14 protein-coding genes and 1 pseudogene are annotated in these 17,649 nt (G+C 58.7%); 7 read left to right on the forward strand and 8 right to left on the reverse strand.

All coding sequences use genetic code 11. The annotated features are described in order from the left end of the window. Positions 1-180 precede the first annotated feature (180 nt). Positions 181-1,926, forward strand: a complete 1,746-nt coding sequence (dld, locus tag CWM54_RS17160; protein WP_100697949.1) for a D-lactate dehydrogenase — start codon at positions 181-183, stop codon at positions 1,924-1,926. Positions 1,927-2,011: 85 nt separating this feature from the next. Continuing rightward, positions 2,012-2,566 (forward strand): GNAT family N-acetyltransferase, encoded by a 555-nt coding sequence (locus tag CWM54_RS17165; RefSeq protein WP_100697951.1) that lies wholly within the window; start codon positions 2,012-2,014, stop codon positions 2,564-2,566. A 576-nt stretch (positions 2,567-3,142) separates the two neighbouring features. Here the strand turns inward: CWM54_RS17165 and pbpG are convergent. Together pbpG and CWM54_RS17175 are read right to left on the reverse strand one after the other, a co-directional pair. Beyond that, positions 3,143-4,093 (reverse strand): D-alanyl-D-alanine endopeptidase, encoded by a 951-nt coding sequence (gene pbpG, locus CWM54_RS17170; protein WP_162677216.1) that lies wholly within the window; start codon positions 4,091-4,093, stop codon positions 3,143-3,145. A 188-nt stretch (positions 4,094-4,281) separates the two neighbouring features. Next, the gene (locus CWM54_RS17175; protein ID WP_008804043.1) at positions 4,282-4,869 is read right to left on the reverse strand and encodes a Yip1 family protein; all 588 of its coding nucleotides are present in this window, start codon (positions 4,867-4,869) and stop codon (positions 4,282-4,284) included. A 153-nt stretch (positions 4,870-5,022) separates the two neighbouring features. On the opposite strand from CWM54_RS17175, the gene CWM54_RS17180 reads away from it, so the two are divergent. Beyond that, positions 5,023-5,592 (forward strand): DedA family protein, encoded by a 570-nt coding sequence (locus CWM54_RS17180; protein WP_100697953.1) that lies wholly within the window; start codon positions 5,023-5,025, stop codon positions 5,590-5,592. A gap of 32 nt (positions 5,593-5,624) precedes the next feature. Here CWM54_RS17180 and mdtQ read toward each other — a convergent pair whose 3' ends face one another. Continuing rightward, the gene (gene mdtQ / locus CWM54_RS17185) at positions 5,625-7,064 is read right to left on the reverse strand and encodes a multidrug resistance outer membrane protein MdtQ (protein WP_100697955.1); all 1,440 of its coding nucleotides are present in this window, start codon (positions 7,062-7,064) and stop codon (positions 5,625-5,627) included. A gap of 128 nt (positions 7,065-7,192) precedes the next feature. On the opposite strand from mdtQ, the gene CWM54_RS17190 reads away from it, so the two are divergent. After that, positions 7,193-7,927, forward strand: coding sequence for a class I SAM-dependent methyltransferase (locus tag CWM54_RS17190; RefSeq protein WP_008804040.1), 735 nt, complete (start codon positions 7,193-7,195; stop codon positions 7,925-7,927). A 33-nt stretch (positions 7,928-7,960) separates the two neighbouring features. Here the strand turns inward: CWM54_RS17190 and CWM54_RS17195 are convergent, their stop codons facing one another. The 5 genes and pseudogenes from CWM54_RS17195 to dusC form a co-directional block, all read right to left on the reverse strand. Then, entirely contained in the window at positions 7,961-9,355 is a 1,395-nt protein-coding gene (locus CWM54_RS17195; RefSeq protein ID WP_016161545.1) for a glycoside hydrolase family 1 protein, read from the reverse strand. Between the two features lie 15 nt (positions 9,356-9,370). Further along, positions 9,371-11,345: pseudogene (gene bglF / locus CWM54_RS17200) on the reverse strand (PTS beta-glucoside transporter subunit IIABC). A gap of 29 nt (positions 11,346-11,374) precedes the next feature. After that, positions 11,375-12,208, reverse strand: a complete 834-nt coding sequence (gene bglG / locus CWM54_RS17205) for a transcriptional antiterminator BglG (protein ID WP_100697957.1) — start codon at positions 12,206-12,208, stop codon at positions 11,375-11,377. Positions 12,209-12,363: 155 nt separating this feature from the next. Continuing rightward, positions 12,364-13,728: a carbohydrate porin gene (locus tag CWM54_RS17210; protein ID WP_100697959.1), complete on the reverse strand. Its 1,365-nt coding sequence runs from the start codon at positions 13,726-13,728 to the stop codon at positions 12,364-12,366. Between the two features lie 355 nt (positions 13,729-14,083). Then, positions 14,084-15,016: a tRNA dihydrouridine(16) synthase DusC gene (dusC, locus tag CWM54_RS17215; protein WP_012541036.1), complete on the reverse strand. Its 933-nt coding sequence runs from the start codon at positions 15,014-15,016 to the stop codon at positions 14,084-14,086. A 358-nt stretch (positions 15,017-15,374) separates the two neighbouring features. Here dusC and CWM54_RS17220 point away from each other — a divergent pair, with 358 nt between their 5' ends. From CWM54_RS17220 to cdd, 3 genes are all read left to right on the forward strand, one after another. After that, on the forward strand, positions 15,375-15,779 hold the full coding sequence (locus tag CWM54_RS17220; protein WP_004201620.1) for a CidA/LrgA family protein: 405 nt from the start codon (positions 15,375-15,377) through the stop codon (positions 15,777-15,779). Beyond that, complete coding sequence (locus tag CWM54_RS17225; protein WP_008804035.1) at positions 15,769-16,464, forward strand: CidB/LrgB family autolysis modulator; 696 nt, start codon at positions 15,769-15,771, stop codon at positions 16,462-16,464. Before CWM54_RS17220 ends, CWM54_RS17225 begins: the two co-directional genes overlap by 11 nt. Positions 16,465-16,592: 128 nt before the next feature. Next, entirely contained in the window at positions 16,593-17,477 is an 885-nt protein-coding gene (cdd, locus tag CWM54_RS17230) for a cytidine deaminase (protein WP_061153872.1), read from the forward strand. Positions 17,478-17,649: the final 172 nt, after the last annotated feature.

Raw genomic sequence — 17,649 nt, forward strand, 5'->3', positions numbered from 1 at the left:
TTCTCAGACGGGGACTCGGTAAAACATAATAAAAACCGCAGTTTGCCATATATATAAACAACGCGCCCGCAGAATGCTAAGGTTCTTCTCTGATTTTTGCGAAACATTCATGCATCAAATTGTCATACAAAGCGCTATGCTTATCCTCGATATTTCGCGCACCACCACAAGGAGTGGAACATGTCATCTGCACCCACTAATACCCATAAAACGTTTCTGGCGGATCTGGCGCGCCTGGTTGGCCCTTCGCATCTGCTGACCGACCCGGCAAAAACCCAACGCTACCGCAAAGGCTTCCGCTCCGGTCAGGGCGAGGCGCTGGCGGTTGTCTTTCCCGGCACCCTGCTGGAACTCTGGCGCGTGCTCAACGCCTGCGTAGACGCCGATAAAATTATTCTGATGCAGGCGGCCAACACCGGCCTGACCGAAGGTTCGACCCCCAACGGCAATGATTACGATCGCGAGATCGTGATTATCAGCACTCTGCGCCTGGATAAACTGCATCTGCTGGACAAAGGCGAGCAGGTGCTGGCCTGGCCCGGCACTACCCTCTATTCGCTGGAAAAAGCGCTCAAACCGCTGGGTCGCGAGCCGCACTCAGTGATCGGCTCGTCGTGCATCGGCGCATCGGTGATCGGCGGGATCTGCAACAACTCCGGCGGTTCGCTGGTGCAGCGCGGGCCCGCCTATACCGAGATGTCGCTGTTCGCGCAGATTGACGCCGACGGCAAGCTGAAGCTGGTCAACCATCTGGGCATTGATCTCGGCAGCACGCCGGAGCAGATCCTCAGCCGCCTCGACGACGAGCGCATCAGCGATAGCGATGTACTGCACGACGGCCGCCACGCCCACGATCACGACTATGTGACCCGCGTGCGCGATGTCGATGCCGACACCCCGGCGCGCTACAACGCCGACCCGGACCGCCTGTTCGAATCCTCCGGCTGCGCCGGCAAGCTGGCGGTTTTCGCCGCGCGTCTGGATACCTTCCCGGCGGAAAAACGCCAGCAGGTGTTTTACATTGGCACCAACCAGCCGCAGGTATTGACCGAGATCCGCCGCCATATCCTCGCCGAGTTCCAGCATCTGCCGGTGGCGGGGGAATATATGCACCGCGATATTTACGATATCGCCGAGAAGTATGGCAAGGACACCTTCCTGATGATCGACAAGCTCGGCACCGACAAAATGCCGTTCTTCTTCACCATGAAGGGGCGCACCGACGCGATGCTGGATAAAGTCTCGCTGTTTAAGCCGCACTTTACCGACCGCTTTATGCAGAAGCTCGGCCACGTCTTCCCGGCGCACTTACCGGAGCGGATGAAAACCTGGCGTGATAAATATGAACACCATCTGCTGCTGAAGATGGCCGGGGATGGCATCGAAGAAGCGCAGCGCTGGCTGACGGAATACTTCCAGCAGGCCGAGGGAGATTTCTTCGCCTGTACGCCAGAAGAAGGCAGCAAGGCATTCCTGCACCGCTTTGCCGCCGCGGGAGCGGCCATCCGCTATCAGGCGGTGCATGCTGATGAAGTCGAAGATATTCTGGCGCTGGATATCGCCCTGCGCCGCAACGATACCGAGTGGTTCGAACATCTGCCGCCGGAGATCGACAGCCAGCTGGTGCATAAGCTCTACTATGGCCACTTTATGTGCCATGTGTTCCATCAGGATTACATCGTCAAGAAAGGAGTCGACGCCCACGCTCTGAAAGAGCAGATGCTGGAGTTACTGAAAGCGCGCGGCGCCCAGTACCCGGCGGAGCATAACGTGGGCCATCTGTATGAGGCCCCGGAGAGCCTGAAGCAGTTCTATCGCCAGAACGATCCGACCAACAGCATGAACCCAGGGATTGGTAAAACCAGTAAGCAGAAATACTGGGGTGAAGCGGCACCAACGCCGGTCTCCCCGGCGGATCCGCAATAATCAGCGGCAGGACTATTCAGCCTGGCGCTTCTGTATTACGCTGCACGCCGGAGAATGTCTCTCCGGCAGATTCAGGAGCGCCGCCATGCCCGCAGAGGCCCCGTTACTCGACAGTGATTTAGAAATTCGTGAAGCGCTGCCCGACGATGCGCACGCCATCGCCGCGCTGTATGTCTGGCACGTGCTCAATGGCCGCGCTTCCTTTGAAGAGATCCCCCCTACCGTTGACGAAATGCGTAAACGGATCAAAACCGTCCGCGATAACGGGCTGCCCTGGCTGGTGGCGCTGTGGCGCGGCGCCATCGTCGGCTACTGCTACGCCACCTTCTATCGGCCTCGTCCGGCCTATCGCTACACGCTTGAGGAATCGATCTACGTGGAATCCGGGATGGGCGGGCGCGGCATCGGCAGCGCGCTGCTGTCGCAGCTGATCGCCGAATGCGAGAAAGGCCCGTGGCGGCAGATGCTGGCGATCATCGGTGATGGCCATAACAATGCCGGTTCGCTGGCGATCCATAAAAAGTTTGGTTTTACCGTGGCGGGTCAACTGCGCAGCGTGGGCTACAAGATGGGCGACTGGCGGGATACGTTGATTATGCAGCGCGCGCTGGGTGACGGCGACTGGACGCTGCCGGAGTGATATCCGGCGTCAAATCCCCGGCTCGCGGCGTAAACGCCTTAGCCGGGCTACCGTTCAGCGAGGTTCCGGAGAGGCGTCAGCCGCCATCCGGCACAAACACCAGCACTCGGCCTGATTGCCCGGCGGCGCTGCGCTTGCCGGGCCTACGAAGGGGGCGAACCCGGTGCCAAATAATGTAGGCCGGATAAGGCGCGAGCCGCCATCCGGCACAAACGCGGCACGGTGTCGGGTATATTGTCCGGCGGCGCTGCTCTTGCCGGGCCTACGAAGAGGGCGAACCGGGTGCCAAATCACGTAGGCCGGATAAGGCGCGAGCCGCCATCCGGCACAAACGCGGCACGGTGTCGGGTATATTGCCCGGCGGCGCTGCGCTTGCCGGGCCTACGAAGGGGGCGAACCGGGTGCCAAATCACGTAGCCCGGATAAGGCGTCAGCCATCATCCGGCACAAACACCGGCACTCGGCCTGATTGCCCGGCGGCGCTGCGCTTGCCGGGCCTACGAAGGGGGCGAACCCGGTGCCAAATCACGTAGCCCGGATAAGGCGCAATGCGCCGCCATCCGGGGGACATGCAGATTAATCGTTCTGCGCGGTCTGCGCGCCGCCTTTCAGCATCGCCTCTGCCATCTGCGCTTCGCGCTGCTTTTTATAGCTCAGCGCCGAGGCGGGTACCGGCATCACCTTCCCGGTCTCGATCCAGGTCCGCAAGCGGCTGGCGTCGGCGAAGTGGGTGTATTTACCGAAGGCATCCATCACTACCAGCGCCACCGGGCGTTGGTTAATCACCGTACGCATAATCAGGCAGTGGCCGGCAGCGTTGGTGAAGCCGGTTTTGGTCAGCTGAATGTTCCAGTTATCGCGATACACCAGATGGTTGGTGTTGCGGAACGGCAGGCTGTAGGCCGGATGGGCGAAGGTGGCAGTCTCTTCTTTGGTGGTGCTCAGTTGGCCGATCAGCGGATACTGCTCGCTGGCGATCAGCAGTTTGGACAGATCGCGGGCGGTAGAGACGTTATGTACCGACAGGCCCGTCGGCTCCACGTAGCGGGTATGGGTCATGCCCAGCGCCTGCGCTTTGGCGTTCATGGCGCGAATAAAGGCGTCGTAGCCGCCAGGGTAATGATGCGCCAGGCTGGCGGCCGCGCGGTTCTCAGAAGACATCAGCGCCAGCAGCAGCATTGTGCGGCGGCTGATTTGACTGTTGAGCCGCACGCGGGAGTAAATCCCTTTCATTTCCGGCGTCTGGCTGATATCCACCGTCAGCATCTCATCCATCGGCAGATGGGCATCGAGCACCACCATGGCGGTCATCACTTTGGTGATCGACGCCATCGGGCGCACCAGATCCGGCTGGCTGGCATAGATGATTTTTTTGCTCGCCAGATCGACGATCATGGCGCTGCCGGAGGCGATATCCGGCTGCGAAGCGGCAACCGCCGCGGAGGTGTTTGCTAACGCCTGGGGCGCAAAAGGCACAGCCAGCAGCAAGGTCAGGCTGAGCAAAGAGACTCGAAATTTCGGCATCATGGGCATTCTGAAAAGTATTTTTGCACGTTATGGAACGTACGCCGCGAGGTTAAGTGGGCAACATCGCTGGCAAACGCCATCATACCGCGCCGTAAGGCCCTGCGCCTAATAAGAATCGTGAAGAAATGCTGCATTGCCGACACAAAATACATATTTGCCGGCAATGCATAATAACCCGAGACGTCCGATCAGAAGAGTCGGTAGCCATACCCCCACAGTACCACGGTGATCGCCAGCAACACTTCCAGCACCAGTACCCCGATGGCCAGCGTCGAACTGGCGAAGCTTAACCCCTCTTCCCGGTTAATGCTCAGGAAGGTCGGGATGCCCAGGTAGAGCAGATAGCCGGTGTAAAACAGCGCGATGGTACCGATCAGCGCGCACAGCCAGACCAGCGGATAGAGCGCCACAATCCCGCTCAGGAACAGCGGCGTGGCCACATAGCCGGCAAACACCATGCAGCGTTTCAGCGAAGGCTGCTGCGGATACTGCCTGGCCATCCACCAGATAACCCGCCCCATGATCGCCACCCCGGCCAGCATCACGGCGTAAAACAGTACCGCCAGCGCCAGACCGGTCAACATCGACAGTTTAATAACGGTGCCGTCGCCGAAGTTCCAGCCCAGCTGCGTGGTGCCGATAAAGGCGCACACCACCGGAACCGCCGCCATCAGCAGCACATGGTGCGTATAGTGATGAGAAATGGTTTCATTCTCGCTCTTAATCACGCTCATTTCCCGGTTGGGATGAGCGAAGAGCCCCCAGACATGGTTCATAGCGTCCCCCTTGTCACGGCTTCGTACTGCACTGATCCAAGTATAATTCACCCTGTAGATTATTTTGTGTACAGCGCAAAAAATCTGCGTCGCCGCGTTTTGGTCAGCAGGGTGTATGATTAACAGGTGATGAGATAAGGAGATAAGCTGTTTATGGATATCAATCACCTGATTTCCCAGTATGGCTACGCGGCGCTGATCGTCGGCAGCATAGCGGAAGGTGAGACCATTACCCTGTTGGGCGGCGTCGCAGCGCATCAGGGGTTACTGAAGTTTCCCCTGGTGGTGATCGCCGTCGCCCTCGGCGGGATGATTGGCGATCAGCTGCTCTATCTGCTCGGCCGCCGCTTCGGCGGGCGCATTCTGCGCCGTTTCGCCAGCCAGAAGGCGCGAATACGTAAAGCGCAGCGCATGATCCAGCACCGGCCGTGGCTGTTTGTCATCGGCACCCGCTTTATGTATGGCTTCCGGGTAATCGGCCCCCTGCTGATCGGCGCCAGCCGCCTGCCGCCGCGCATTTTCCTGCCGTTGAATATTGTCGGAGCGCTGGTGTGGGCCCTGCTGTTTACCACCATTGGCTATCTCGGCGGCGAGGTGGTTGGCCCGTGGCTGCACCATCTGGACGCCCATCTGAAGCACTGGATCTGGCTGATCCTCGCGGTAGGACTGGTGGTTGCCGCCCACTGGTGGCTCAGGCGGCGAGAAAGGAAGAAGAAAGACTAAACGGCGCACCCGCAGGCGCGCCGTTGCGCCGGTTATTTCACGCTCTGGTGATAGCCGCCTCCGAGAGCAGAAGTCAGCTGAATGCTGGCGTCAATCCACTGGCCGTGCAGGCGCAATGCGGTAATGCGCTCCTGCAGCGCCGGGAGCTTCGCCATACTGACTCTGGAGCCTGGTAAGATCCCCGCCGCCATTCGGGCCTGCGCCAGGTTCACCACCCGCTGGGCGTCTTTTTCAACCTGCTGCTGCTGCTGGCTTTTGGCCATCAGCGTCTCGACCTGGCTGGCGGTTTTCGCCACCTGGTTGACGGCATCCACCACCGCTTTGTTGTACTGCGCTATCGACAGGCTGTTCTGCGCGCTGGCGATATCCAGATTGGCATTGAGGCGACCGCTGTCAAAGATCGGCAGCGTCAGCCCGGCGGTGACGCCCATCTGCTGCGCCGAGTGACGGAAAAGATCGCTTAAGTGCAGGGCATCCTGCTGCAGGAACGCCATCAGATTGATGTCTGGATAAAACGCTGCTTTCGCCGCGTCCACTTCACTCAGCGACGCCTCAATATACCAGTGAGCGACCTGCAGATCCGGGCGGCGCGCCAGTAGCTCATAGCCGAGGGTATCAGGCAGCTGCGCGCTGACGGTCGGCAGGCTGACCGGTTTGAGGTTCAGCGACTGACTCTGGCTGTTGGTCAGGGCCATCAGACGTGCTTCAATCTCTTTCATCGTGCCCGCGACGTCCGCCAGCTGCTGGTCGGTTTTGCTGACGTTAATATCATTCTCCGCCCCTTCGGCAGAGTTGGTGATCCCGCGCTGCAACAGCGCCTTGTCGACCGTCACGATATTATTTTGCTCACTCTTCACCTGCTGCAGCACGGCTTGAATCGCCGCTTCCGTCTGCCACTGCCAGTACAGGCGCGCCACGCTGCCGGAGAGCAGCTCGCGGGTCTGGGCCTGCTCTGCCACCTGAGCTTTCAGCTCGCCGATACGGGCTTTTACCAGCGCGCGGTTTTTGCCCCACAGGTCCAGATCCCAGCCGGCGGTCAGGCCGAAGGTGCCGTTGGTGTACCACGGGCCGGTGTTGCCGTCGGTGTCGGTGGCGAACGGCCCCATCAGGCCTTCAGCGGACATTTTCTGCCGTTCGATATCGGCGGAGAAATCCATCTCCGGGCCAAGATTCGCCTGCGACATTCGCGCCTGCGCTTCGGCAAGCCTGATGCGCTGTTCGGCAATTTGCATATCCGGCGCATTAGCGAGTGCGCGCTGAATCAGATTATCCAGTTGGGCATCGTGGTAGTCTTTCCACCAGTCGGTCTGCGGCCAGCCATTTTTCACGGCGGCAGGGAGATCCATGGAAACATGGGAGGCTGGAATTTGCTGCTGCGGCGGATTAGCAACCTCATGAGATGGCGCGCAGCCAGCCAGCGCGATGGCCAGGGGCAATGCCGCCAGCACGCTTTTATTTAATATCAATTTCATTAGACAGGTCAGATAACTTAATCAGGTTGGTTATCATAAGTTAATTGAATTAAACGCGTTTAGTAAAGCGCGTGACTAAATTATTAGTTAGCTAAAAATAAACAACCTTATCAATTCAAGGGATGAATATGAGTCAGAATATTTATGACGACCCGCAGTTTTTTGCCGGCTATGCGACCCTCGATCGCTCGGTGAAGGGACTGGATGGCGCACCGGAGTGGCCTTCCCTGCAGGCAATGTTGCCGCCGATAACCGGTTTGCGGGTGGTGGATCTCGGCTGCGGCTACGGCTGGTTTTGCCGCTGGGCACAGCAGCAGGGAGCCAGCCAGATAACCGGTTTTGATATCTCCCAGCGCATGCTGGCGCAGGCGCGGGAGATGACCCGCGGGGATGAGATTGTCTACCGCTGCGCCGATCTGCAAACCCTGACGCTGCCCGCCAACAGCTGCGATCTGGTCTACAGCTCGCTGGCGCTGCATTATTTACCGGACATTGCCCCGCTCTTCGCCACCCTGCAGCAGGCGCTGGTTCCCGGCGGCACCCTGGTCTTTTCCGCCGAACATCCCATCTATACCGCCCCCTTGCAGCAGGGCTGGCGGGTGGATGACCAGGGACAGAAAAGCTGGCCGGTCAGTCACTATCAGCAGGAGGGTGAGCGCGTCAGCAACTGGTTTGCCGAGGGCGTCATCAAGCAACATCGCAAGCTCTCAAGCTGGATAAACGCGCTTATCGCCGCGGGTTTTGTGCTGGAGCAGCTGGATGAGTGGGGTCCGAGCGCCGAACAGATTGTCCAACAGCCCGCCCTGGATGAAGAGAAAGAACGTCCGATGATCTTTTTACTGCGCGCGCGTAAACCGGGCTAATCCCCCGCCCGGCGATGGCCGGGCGGGCATCCTTTACGCTTTCAGGCTGGCGCCGCGGCTGGCAATCACCTCTTTATACCAGTCAAAACTCTTCTTCTTACTGCGCGCCAGGGTGCCGGTGCCGTCATCATGACGGTCGACATAGATAAAGCCATAGCGCTTCGACAGCTCCGCCTTCGAGGCGCTCACCAGGTCAATCGGCCCCCAGCTGGTAAAGCCCATCAGCTCAACGCCATCGTCAATGGCTTCCCGCGCCTGCACCAGATGGTCGTTCAGGTAACTGATGCGGTAGTCATCGTTAATGCTGCCATCGGCTTCCACCTTATCCTTGGCGCCCAGACCATTTTCCACGATAAACAGCGGCTTCTGATAGCGATCCCACAGCACGTTCAGCAGCGTACGCAGGCCCAGCGGGTCTATCTGCCAGCCCCACTCCGAGCTCGCCAGGTGCGGGTTCGGCACCATGCTGAGAATATTGCCGCGCGCCTGCTGGTTCAGCGCCTCGTCGGCGGTGACGCAGCCGGTCATGTAGTAGCTAAAGGAGATAAAGTCGACGGTGGTTTTCAGCGCCTCGCGATCGGCATCGGTAATGGTGAGCGTGATGCCGTTGTCGCGGAAAAAGCGCTGCATATAGCCCGGGTACGCGCCGCGCGCCTGCACGTCGCCAAAGAACTGCCAGCTGCGATTCTCCTGCAGCGTCTCAAACACATCTTCCGGTTTGCAGCTCAGGGGATACATCAGCCCGCCGAGCAGCATATTGCCGATTTTGCCCTCGGGCACCAGCTCGTGACAGGCTTTAACCGCCAGAGCGCTGGCCACCAGCTGGTGGTGAATCGCCTGATACACCTCGCCTTTGCTGCTGCCGGCCGGCAGGCCGACGCCGGTCATCGGAGCATGCAGCGACATATTGATTTCGTTAAAGGTCAGCCACAATTTGACCTTATTTTTATAGCGGCTGAACACCGTGCGGGCGTAGCGCTCAAAGAAACCAATCACCTCCCGGCTGCCCCAGCCGCCGTAGTTTTTTACCAGCGCCCACGGCATTTCATAATGCGACAGCGTCACCAGCGGGGTGATGTTGTGCTTCGCCATCTCGTCGAACAGCTTGTCGTAGAACGCGAGACCGGCTTCGTTGGGCTCGGCGTCATCGCCATTGGGATAGATGCGGGTCCAGGCGATGGACACCCGCAGGCAGTTAAAGCCCATCTCGGCGAACAGAGCGATATCTTCCGGGTAGCGATGGTAAAAATCGATCGCCACATCCTTAATACCGCTGTCGCCGGGTACGCGCTCGACCACCTCGCCGAACACGCCGTGCGGCTGCACATCGGAGGTGGATAAGCCTTTGCCCTCTTCCAGATAAGCCCCTTCCACCTGATTCGCCGCGGTCGCGCCGCCCCATAAAAAATCCGCCGGGAATGTTTTCATCTCTCTCTCCTGTGATTAATGGCTGACTGACAACAGCGGCTGGCCGGCTTCGACGGCGCTGGACGCCACCGTATCAATTTCCCGGTAGTCGTCGCTGTTGCTGATAATGATCGGGGTCGCCAGGTCGTAACCGGCATCCAGAATCGCCTGACGATCGAACTCGATCAGCAGATCGCCGGCCTGCACCCTGTCGCCCTCTTTGACATGTGCGGTAAACGGCACGCCGTCGAGTTTGACCGTGTCGATGCCGACGTGGATCAGCAGCTCAATGCCGCTGTCGCTCTGCAGGCCGATGGCATGTTTAGTCTGAAACAGGGAAGCCACTTCGCCCGGAAACGGGGCAATCACTTGGCCCACCGCCGGGATAATGGCAACCCCTTTACCGAGCAGGCCGCTGGCGAAGGTGCTGTCCGGCACCTGCTCGAGGGCGATAACGCTGCCGCTCATCGGCGCCAGAATATCGTTTGCCGAGGCCGGGGCTACCGTCACGGCGCCCGGTGCAGCGCTGGCGCGCGGCATGCCGGCGAAGAAGGTCAGCACGCAGGCAAGCACGAAAGCCACGCCGGTGCCGATAAGCCCGCCCCAGACACTGGCGTCAATCCCGCCAGGCGGGATCATCTGCGCCGGGAAAAAGATATTCGGCACACCGAACGAGTAAGCATGGCTATTACTGAAGGCAGTGATCGCCCCGCCGATGGCGCCGGCGATACAGCCGAAGATAAACGGACGACGCAGCGGCAGGGTCAGACCGTAGATAGCCGGCTCGGTGATGCCAAACAGCCCGGCAGAGAAGGCGGAACCGGCCAGCATCCGCTGACGCGCATCGCGGGTGGCCAGCAAAATCCCCAGAACCGCCCCCACCTGGGCAATCACCGCCGGAAGAATAATCGGCAGCATGGAGTCGTGACCAAGTACCGTCATGTTGTTGATCATCAACGGCACCAGCCCCCAGTGCAGGCCGAAAATAACGCACACCTGCCACATGGCGCCCAGTACCGCGCCCGCCAGCCATGGGGCAAACGCATAAATGAACTGGTAGCCGTTGGCCAGCAGATGGCTCAGCCAGGTGGCGACCGGGCCAATCACCAGGAAGGTGAGCGGGACCACCACCGCCAGGCAGATCGCCGGAGTGAAGAAGTTTTTCATCGATGACGGCAACAGCGCGTTGCTCTTGCGCTCCAGCCAGCAGCAGACCCACGAGGCGAGAATAATCGGGATCACTGACGAGCTGTAGTTGATAAAGGTCACCGGGATGCCGAGAAAGTGCTCCACCGCCGCGCCCGGCGCCTGGCTGGCCTCAAAGGCCTGAATCATCAGCGGGTGGGTTAACGCCCCGCCAATCACCATCGAGATAAACGGGTTGCCGCCAAACTTCTTCCCGGCGGTATAGCCAAGAAACAGCGGGAAGAAAAAGAACAGCGCGTCGCTGGCGGCAAACCAGATTTTATAAGTCCCCTGCTCCGGCGTAAGCCAGCCGCAGGTCACCGCCAGCGCCAGCAGGCCTTTCAGCAGACCGGTCGCCGCCATCACGCCGATAAACGGTGTAAAAATGCCGGAAATGATGTCGATAAGCTGGCTTAACACCGATCCTTTAGCCGCTTTTTCCCCGGCAACCGGTTCGCTGTCATCGCTTAACCCCGCCTCCTGGCGCACCGCCAGCCAGACGTCGTGAACGTGGTTGCCAATCACCACCTGAAACTGGCCACCGCTCTCCACCACCATAATGACGCCCGGATTGGCCTTCAGCCCTTCGGCATCGGCTTTGCCGTTATCTTTCAGTTTAAAACGCAGACGTGTCGCACAGTGAACCAGACTCACAATGTTCTCTTTGCCGCCGACGCGGTTGAGAATATCCTGCGCGAGTGCTTTATATTCCATGCTCTTTTCCTTACTGCCGCTGCCCGCAGACAACCGGCGACTGAGTAGTAAAAAATAAAAAAACCCGAGAACCACGCCGGTGGGCGTCGCGCTCAGGTTTTGCCTGCATCATGCAGTAACAATCCAGTTTTGTTGGGGGAATTAACGCCCCTCTTTTCTTACCCGTGCGATATGAATGGCAAGAAACATAATCTCTTCGGTGGTCAGCGACCGCTGATACTGCTTTTGCAGATGCGTCGCCACCGTTTCCGCACACTTCCACGCTTTGGCGTAGTTATCTTTCACCGCGCTGTGCAGCGAGACGTCGTCATCTTCCACCACCGTGCGCGTCAGCATCCGCTGGGCGAAAAATTTCAGGTGGGTAACGAAGCGCTGATAGCTCAGCGACTCCTCGTCGTAATTCAGCTGCAGCTGATACTTCACCAGTTGCAGGATCTCCTGCATCACCCGGGTCACGTGCATGACCTCCGGCATTTCGCTGTTGAGCTGCGCCGTCACCAGATGCAGGGCGATAAATCCGGCTTCATCCTCCGCCAGCTCCACGCCAAGCCTTTTGGCAATAATGGCCCTTGCCTCCTGGCCCAGCGCGAACTCCTTCGGATACAGCCGCTTAATCTCCCACAGCAGCACGTTACGCAGTGCGATACCCTTTTTCTGCCGCTCGATAGCAAAATGACAGTGATCCGTTAACGTGATGTACAAACTTTCCTGTAGCTTGCCCAGCCGCCCGCGTGCCAGTTCGATAATGCGATCGCAGGTGGTCATCACTTCTAACGGTATCTGACTGAGTAACTCACCTAAGCGGCCTACCAGTTCATCGCTCTGTAAGGCGAAGACTTTTTCAATTTTACTGTCGTCCAGCACGTCGCCCGGGCGTTTCTGAAAGGCCAGCCCTCGCCCCATCACCACCTGTTCGCGCCGGTGCTCGTCGAGAACCACCACCACATTGTTATTGAGTACTTTGGCGATTTGCATATAGACCCCAGAAACAAAAAAACCTGACCCCCGACGAAACGCCAGGTGATCAGGTTTTGCCTGCCGCAGCAGTTGCAATCCAACACCCGCACTGTAACAACTTCTGCTGCGCGCTCAACCTGACAAGTGAAAAAACGTGATTAAGATCGCGACTATCAGAAAGTCACCACCGTTTTCCACTCCACCACCCACGCGTCCTGGGTCTGCGCGACGCCGCCCGGACGGTGCCAGTACTGCAGGCCCGGCTGCAGCTCCAGCCAGGAAACCGGGCGGAAGCGATAATAGAGCTCGCCGTTCAGCGAATGACCGGCCACCGGCTGGTAAGCCGGATCGTTATAGTCGGTGGCCCCGCTGATCTGGTTCATATAGCGCTGGTTGCGTGCGTAGTGGCTGCTCATGTCGATCCACGTCAGACCAAAGCCAATCCAGTCCTCCGGGCGGGCGTCAAACAGCCCGCGGTAGCGCATTGAGGCGGCGACGGCGGAGTGGATATAGTTGCTGCGCTGGTCGCTGAGGCTGCCGCTCAGCGAGACGCTCATCCCCCGCAGCGGGTCGTCGGCGTGGCGAGTGATCTGCTGGTTCAGGCCGGCGTACATAAACCAGGTGCTGTCGTGCTCAGCGTAGCCTTGCGGATCGGTCGCCCCGGCGCCGCCGGATTTGCCGCTATAGAGGTCGGTTTGCGGTGCGTTAGTCCAGACCACACCCAGGTTATAGGCTCCCGGCAGGCCATTCATCAGCGGACGGGTTTCGATCTCCATCGGCAGTAAAATGCCTTTGCTGCCCTTCGTCGACCAACTCCAGGCGTGACTGCGCGCGGTAGCCTGCGGGTTTTGCTCCATCACCCCGCCTTTCAGGGTGACCGTCGGCGTCAGTTTGTACTCCAGGGTGGTGCCCCAGGTGTGGATGTTCCAGTTATTCCAGGTCAGCGAGTTGGCCGATTTACCACCGCACTGGGTCAGCAGCTGAAAATCGCAGGGTATGATCTGGTCGAAGGTTTGCACCTTGTTCATCATGCCGATGCGCCAGGTCAGGCGACGGTCGTCAAAGCTGCGGGCAAAGGTCAGCCAGCCGAGGCGGGTGATCGACCCGCCTCCCCAGCTCTCCTGCGACAGATCGTTGAAACTCACCCGCGGATCCTGCAGCCGTTTCGTGGTGAGGTTATCATCGTGGTTACGGTTGACGATGTTGCCTTCGAGACGCGCATCCGGTATGCCGGTCCAGCGCTCCAGATCCTGGGTAAAGGTCAGCGCTACCTGGTCAATATAGGCCAGGTGTTTATCATGGTCATAACCGCCTCCGGCGTTGTATGCCATCTCGTTAAGATACCCGAGATTATAATGAAAGCCGTTCTCTTCGAGGATCGGACGAATGCCCAGCATATCGCCCAGCAGCCCCTGCTGCCCGGCTTCGAACCCCAGCACGCTGCCGTTCCACGCCGGAGTTTCCGCGGTGCTCACGGCAGGCACCATTGCCGCCAGCGCCGCGCCGATCAAAATCTGATTTATTTTTTTGTTATGCATTGTGATATCCACCGTGACTGAATAAAAACAAAGGGGATCCCCAGGCTATTTATTTACCTGTTTTCTTTTTTAAAAAATGAATGGCAAGGGGCGTCCGCCGGTAATAAAACCGCGACGATGCCAGAGAAAGCGTTAATTACAATTCATTGTTTTACATCATCATTTTTCACCATTAAATTTTAGCCAAAAAAAAACCTAAGCACTTTCCGCCACGAATGACGAAAGTACTTAGGTTTTGCCTGGGTTCAGTAGCAATCCTGAATTGATTGACCGCACATTATCACTTTATTCAACTCATGCCTACCAGCAATAGGCAGGCAAGTAATAATATGTGAACCAAATAACAGTATGGCGTTTAATAACGGGCAATGGCCGCTGCTATTTCAGCAGATGTTTGCAGGGCACGAATTTCATTAAACAGGGTCAGCGCCTCGCTATATTCCTTGCGTAAATAGCCTAACCACTGCTTAATTCTCGCCACATGATACAGACCGGTGTCGCCCTGCTTTTCCAGGCGGGTATATTTTTGCAACAGCTGGACCACCTGCGGCCACGGCATCCGCGGTTCATTGTATTTGATCACCCGGCTGAGGTTCGGTACGTTGAGCGCCCCGCGGCCAATCATCACCGAATCGCAGCCGGTGACGGCCATACAATCCTGGGCGCTTTGCCAGTCCCAGATCTCGCCGTTGGCGACCACCGGAATGGTCAGACGCTGGCGGATCTCACCGATCGCCTGCCAGTTAATGCGTTCGGCTTTGTAGCCATCTTCTTTGGTGCGGCCGTGAACCACCAGCTCGCTGGCCCCGGCCTGCTGTACGGCATCGGCGATTTCGAAGCGCCGTTCGCCGCTGTCCCAGCCGAGTCGCACCTTGACGGTCACCGGCAGATGATCGGGAACCGCTTCGCGCATGGCTTTCGCGCCGCGATAGATCAGCTCCGGATCTTTCAGCAACGTCGCCCCGCCGCCGCTGCCGTTCACCAGCTTAGACGGACAGCCGCAGTTTAAATCCACACCCCACGAACCCAGCTCTACCGCGCGGGCGGCGTTTTCCGCCAGCCACTCGGGATATTGTCCCAGCAGCTGGACGCGCACGCGGGTTCCGGACGGCGTGCGACTCTGGTGATGCAGTTCCGGGCACAGCCTGTAGAACGATTTTACCGGCAGCAGTTGATCCACCACGCGCAGAAATTCGGTGATGCACAGATCGTAATCGTTAACCTCGGTCAGCAGCTCGCGCACCAGCGAATCGAGCACGCCTTCCATCGGCGCCAGTAGAACACGCATATCGTTACCCGGAAAAAAAAGAGGCGCTATGGTAGCGCCTCCGGGCATTGGTTGAAAGCGCTCAATGCGTCTGGCCCGCCGTACGCCGTTCCCCGTTCGGCGAATGCGGCAAAGCGAGGAGATAATCTCTATGCTTTACAGGAGTCTGCGCCGTCTCATGCCGCCTTTATTTGCCGCGCCTCGTTCAAAAAGGTAGCGTGGGACCCGATATACCCTAAGCTGCGAGCTGTCGGGTCCTGCCAGGAGAGGCTATTGTTCCCGTACGCTATCAGCGCTATGCGTAGAATTCATGATGTGATCGGTAGCACATTTTAGGGATTAATTGTATGATGAATTCACTTCATCAAGGGTTATTACCATGAGTAAATCGCTGACTATTATCTGGCAGTACCTGCGGGCCTTCGTCCTGATTTACGCCTGCTTATACGCCGGAATTTTTATCGCCGGGCTGCTGCCCATCACTATCCCCGGCAGCATCATCGGCATGCTGATCCTCTTCGTGCTGCTGGCGCTGCAAATTATGCCGCCGCAGTGGGTCAATCCTGGCTGCAATATCCTGATCCGCTATATGGCGCTATTGTTCGTGCCCATCGGTGTCGGCGTGATGCAGTACTGGGATCTGCTGCGCGCCCAGCTGGGGCCTGTGGTTATCTCCTGCGCCATCAGCACCCTGGTGGTATTCGTGGTGGTGAGCTGGAGCTCTCACCTGGTGCATGGCGAACGTAAAGTGATTGGGCAAAAGGAAAAGAAAAATGATGCATGAAATCTGGTGGTCGCTGCCGCTAACCCTGATCGTCTTTTTTCTCGCCCGCAGGCTGGCGGCCCGCTTTAAGTTCCCGCTGCTCAACCCGCTACTGGTGGCGATGGTAGTCATAATTCCGTTTCTGCTGCTGACCGGGATCTCCTATGAGCGTTATTTTGCCGGCAGCAAAGTCCTGAACGATCTGCTGCAGCCGGCGGTGGTCGCGCTGGCCTTTCCACTGTATGAGCAACTGCACCAGATACGCGCGCGCTGGAAATCAATCATCACCATCTGCTTTATCGGCAGCTGCGTGGCGATGATCACCGGTACTACCGTCGCCCTGCTGATGGGCGCCACGCCGCAAATCGCCGCCTCTATTCTGCCTAAGTCAGTCACTACGCCGATTGCCATGGCGGTCAGCGGCAGCATCGGCGGCATTCCGGCCATCAGCGCCGTGTGCGTGATTTTTGTCGGCATCCTCGGCGCGGTATTCGGCCATACGCTGCTTAACCTGATGCGCATTCGCACCAAAGCGTCACGCGGCCTGTCAATGGGTACCGCCTCGCACGCCCTCGGCACCGCCCGCTGTGCGGAACTGGACTATCAGGAAGGGGCGTTTAGCTCGCTGGCGCTGGTGCTGTGCGGGATCATCACCTCGTTGATGGCGCCGTTCTTATTTCCGCTGATCCTCGCGGTGGTGGGGTAAAACGTGATTTAAGTCACATCTTTTAATGCAACAAATCAAAGTTGCACAAACAGTGAGACATTCATCACATATGAGACCGCTGGACGCCCGTACACTGGCTTCCCATTACATTGTTATGAGGCAACGCTATGCACTCACGTTTTCAAGCTGCTTTGACGACTCTGGCAGCAGACCTGCAGGCGGCCATCGCCCCGATGCTCGCCGACCCGCACTTCCCGGCGCTGCTCGAAGCCGATCAGGTGGCGACGCTGCAGCAGGCGACAGGTCTGGACGAAGACGCGCTGGCCTTTGCGCTACTGCCGCTTGCTGCCGCCTGCGCACGCGCCGACCTTTCTCATTTTAACGTCGGGGCTATCGCCCGCGGCGTCAGCGGCCGCTGGTACTTTGGCGGCAATATGGAATTTCTCGGCGCGACCATGCAGCAGACCGTTCACGCGGAACAAAGCGCCATCAGCCACGCCTGGCTGCGCGGCGAGACCTCCCTGCGCGCTATTACGGTGAACTACACGCCGTGCGGCCACTGCCGTCAGTTTATGAACGAACTGAACAGCGGACTGGCGCTGCGCATTCATCTGCCGGGTCGCGAAGCGCATGCCCTCCAGCACTATCTGCCGGACGCCTTTGGTCCGAAAGACCTGGAGATCAAAACCCTGCTGATGGATGAACAGAATCATGGCTTCCCGGTGAGCGGCGATGCCCTGACCCAGGCAGCCATTCAGGCCGCCAACCGCTGCCATGCGCCCTACAGCCACTCGCCCTCCGGCGTGGCGCTGGAGCTGAAAGACGGCACCATTTTCAGCGGCAGCTATGCGGAAAACGCAGCGTTCAATCCGACGCTGCCGCCGCTGCAGGGGGCGCTGAATCTCCTGAGCCTCAATGGCTATGATTATCCCGATATCCAGCGGGCAATCCTCGCGGAGAAAGCCGACGCGGCGCTGATCCAATGGGATGCGACCGTCGCCACCCTGAAGGCGCTGGGCTGCCAGAATATTGAGCGGGTACTGTTAGGTTGATCGGCCTGCCAGCCTGAGCAGATTGCCGGATGACGGTTTCGCCTTATCCGGCCGACCTGTTATACCGTGATGTTGTCGGGTGGCGCTACGCTTACCCGACCTACCGTCCGATCCATTGCGAGCTGAAGATCTCTATGTCGGGTGTCGGCTCACGCCTTCCCCGACCTGCGTT

The organism is Klebsiella sp. D-Nf1 (genome assembly GCF_002810515.1).
Lineage (GTDB): Bacteria > Pseudomonadota > Gammaproteobacteria > Enterobacterales > Enterobacteriaceae > Klebsiella > Klebsiella variicola.